The sequence below is a fragment of the Candidatus Zixiibacteriota bacterium genome (assembly GCA_040753495.1).
Lineage (GTDB): Bacteria > Zixibacteria > MSB-5A5 > GN15 > PGXB01 > DYGG01.
Genome location: JBFMEF010000031.1, coordinates 1 through 3,469 on the forward strand (window position 1 = coordinate 1; position 3,469 = coordinate 3,469).

4 protein-coding genes are annotated in these 3,469 nt (G+C 53.6%); all 4 read right to left on the reverse strand.

The genetic code is table 11. The features are described 5' to 3' along the window. The coding region (locus AB1690_01650; protein MEW6014004.1) for a hypothetical protein at nt 1-234 on the reverse strand (234 nt) is incomplete at its 3' end. 115 nt (nt 235-349) lie between these two features. Then, nucleotides 350-1,630 (reverse strand): SpoIID/LytB domain-containing protein, encoded by a 1,281-nt coding sequence (locus tag AB1690_01655; protein ID MEW6014005.1) that lies wholly within the window; start codon nt 1,628-1,630, stop codon nt 350-352. Between the two features lie 19 nt (nt 1,631-1,649). Then, a complete protein-coding gene (locus AB1690_01660) occupies nt 1,650-2,831 on the reverse strand; it encodes an anhydro-N-acetylmuramic acid kinase (protein MEW6014006.1) in 1,182 nt (393 codons plus the stop codon). 6 nt (nt 2,832-2,837) lie between these two features. Continuing rightward, on the reverse strand, nt 2,838-3,469 hold a 632-nt coding region (locus tag AB1690_01665; protein ID MEW6014007.1), incomplete at its 5' end, for a glycoside hydrolase family 3 N-terminal domain-containing protein.

Here is a 3,469-nt window from a genome sequence, read left to right on the forward strand (position 1 = left end):
CTCATCATCCCGAATTACCGGCACAACCAGTTCCAGTCGCGCTCCGGAGCGTGATGCGAAATAGAGAGGAATCTCCCAGGCGTTCATTCCGACCGAGGCAACAATGGTATGATTGCGGCCGACAGCGTCGGCAACAGCCTCCCTGCTTCTGACTATCCAGAGGTCATCGCCGCCGGGACGGAGCGCCTGGCGGGAATTGACAATAGCTGCCTTCTTAGATTCGTCCCGATTCACGGAGTAAAAATAACAAAGGCAGCAGGAAATTTCAACCTGACTGAAAATGAAAAAGGGATGTTGTCGTCCGTCAGAGATTCAGACGTAAGATTGTGCCGGTGAGACTAATAATGTATCAATATAATTTGACCAGTTTGGTATGCCGGTAATAGGTCATCAGAATCTGGTCGAATTTCTTGCCGGCGCGTGCCATTCCGAGGGCGCCGCACTGGCACATCCCGACCCCATGACCGTAACCGCCCCCTTCAAAGTCAACCCCAATCAATTTTCCGGCGGAGTTGTACTGAGGATTTACATCGAATCGTGCTGACTGCAGAATCAATGCCGGGTTAGAAGCCCGCTTAAAGACCCAGCGGACCCTGTCTTTGCCAAAACGATAATCGCGGCTATCGGTCTTGACCAAAATATCAAAAACTCTTCCGCCGGCGGTCCGCTCAACTATTTCAATACCGGTAATTTCCCCGATTTCGATATCTTTCCCCCGGTCAGCCGAGAGGTACTGCTCCAGTCGCATCTTCAGTTGCTCCGAAGTGAATGATTCCTGCCAGCGGAAATATTTGGACCATTGACAGGCGCCGCTGTCATTAACGGCGCGCAGATATGGCGCTGACGGTTTATCCCAGACCTCGTCGATGTCGTCGGTATATCCGCCGCAGGTGGAATGGTAGTAAGCATTGATGAGAGAGTCCTCGAACTTGATAACATAACCGCGGGTCTCCTCCACCGCTTTTGATATAAGCGGAACTTCGGCTTCGACCCCTTCGTACAGTTGGTCGGCGACGTCCGATTTGAGGTCATACGGCTCGTTAGGATACTGCGAAAGATACCGCAGCGAGTAGGTTCTCGCCGCGACCGCCTGCGCCTTGATAGCTTCAAAATCCTCTTCCGTTACCTTTCCGATTTCCGGAGGGACCACCCCTTTGAGATAGTCTTCCATATAGACTATATTCACCAGGCGAAGATTCATCCCGCTCGGGAAAATCCGAAACAGCCCGCGGTAGCGGCGATTATTATATTCGAGGAAGTTTCTTCCCCCGCGGGGCGACACGAGGATTTCCTCAAACCGCTCTCCCAGCATCCCTTTCCTGGTGCGAACGATGAGCAACCCCCGGTCCTGGGTGACGGTAAGCGATTGCGAGGAATAATAGACCGTATTGCGCCCCCCGCGACGGCATTCCAGCGCGAATGAGCCATTGCTGGCAACTTCAATCTCCTGAGCGCTGTTTTCCAGAAGGACCCTGACAAAGGGAAGCCGGACATGAATCGCCTCGGTCCCCTCTTTGAGTTGCGGCACCGCGCCGCATCCCCAGATAATCAGGGTAAGAATGGCGCCGCCCAGAATGCGCCAGAAATATCCCGGGAGCATTAGGTTCTTTATGAAGTTCTTGGTTTTCATATCGCTGCAGACGATAATATCAGTATCTTATGATTCTTCCCGCTATCGTTTTTTTGCGGGCGCCGGTAATATGCGGCAAACCGACGGCGACCTCTTTAATTGCCAGAGCCGCCATCAGGGCATAACATTCCGCTTCCAGATAATCAGGCTCTGCGCCCAAAATCTTGACCGATAATATTTCAGTCGTGAAGAGATTGCTTTTAAGCCGTTCCACCAGGAATCGGTTTTTCAGTCCGCCGCCGAAGAGATAGATGCGGGGAATCTGATAACTTTCCAGATAAGTTCGCACTTCGCGGGCTATGACATAAGCGGTCAGTTCGACCAGAGTCGCCATAATATCCTGACGGCTCAATCCCAGTGATTTCGCGTACCGAATCGCCTTGTCGAGGAAAGCCGCTCCGAATCGTTCCCGGCCGGTGGAGTTGCCGTATTTCCCTTTCAGATAATTATCAGAGAGAAGCAGGGTCAGAAGTCGGAGGGAGATTTTACCTTTTGCCGCCATTTTTCCATCACGGTCATACTTTTTCCCGATAAACCGGGTGGCCGCCAGGTCGAGCAGACTGTTGCCGGGACCGCAATCGCGAGCGACAGCCTGGTCCGCAGAAGAACCGGCCAGAAAGAAAAAATAATTGGCGATACCGCCGATGTTGACCAGAAGACGGTTTTCTTTGCGATTGGAGAATAGAAGATGCATCGGAAAAACGGTAATAGGCGCCCCCTCACCGCCAAAGCCTATATCGGCCTGACGAAAATCGGCGACAACGGGAAGGCCAGTTAAAGACGCAATTGATTCCGGATGTCCCAGCTGAACGGTGGCGCTTTCATTTCTGCCATAGATTTTTAATTTTCCGGGAAGGTGGCGAATAGTCTGCCCGTGCGAGCCGACCAGATGCGGTGCGAGATGGCGGCGGCGAAGCGCCGCGCAGAAACGGGCGGTTTCCGTTCCAAAAAACAGCCCAAGCTTGCGGTCAAGAAGCGCCAGTTTGTCAATCGTGAGCAAGCGCCCCTCGATAGCGGGCTGTATCTCCCTCGAAAGAGCGGGCGGGTATGGGACAGTCTTGCCGGAAAGGAATCGCGCCTCCGGTTTCCTGCCGGAGAACGTCACCGCTATCGCGGCAAGGTCAAGCCCGTCGGCAGATGTTCCCGAGTTAAGGCCGACCAGAATCAGCCGCTTCTTCGTGAGTAATTGAGCGAGTGCCATTATTTCTTATATTACCGGCGCCGCCAGTTTGGACTTGATGCCGGATATTCTATCCAGCGATGCCTCCAGACGGTCGTCATCTATCAGTCCTTTTTTATAGGCGGCTTTAATATAATGAAGCGCGGCGCGGGCGGCACGAAAATCGCGGCCGAAAAGAAGAATGTCGTGGCCGGCAAGAAAGGCTTTGAGGGCCCGTTCGCCGACCTCCCCTATTTCACCGGCGCCGAGCATCAGCAGGTCATCGGTAATGACAATACCGTCAAAACCGAGCCGTTCTCTCAAAAGTTTCTGGACTATCCGTTCAGAAACTGTGGCAGGATGTTCATCGATGCCGGGTGTCAGAAGATGAGTGGTCATTACCATATCGGCGCCGGCGCCGATTCCGGCTTTGAAGGTAAGCGACTCGCGATTGAGAAAGGTCTGTTCATCGTAGTCGGCGACGGCAATTTCCTGATGGGGGTCATTGGCGGCGGCGCCGAAGCCGGGAAAATGTTTCAGGCAGGAGAGTATGCCGGCGCGACTGGCAATCTTTATAGCTTTTTCGATGAAGGGAATCACCCGCGCCGGGTTGCTGCCGAAGGTGCGCCCTTCCAGGCAGCGGTTCTCGGGATTAATCTGTAGGTCTGCCACCGGACCGA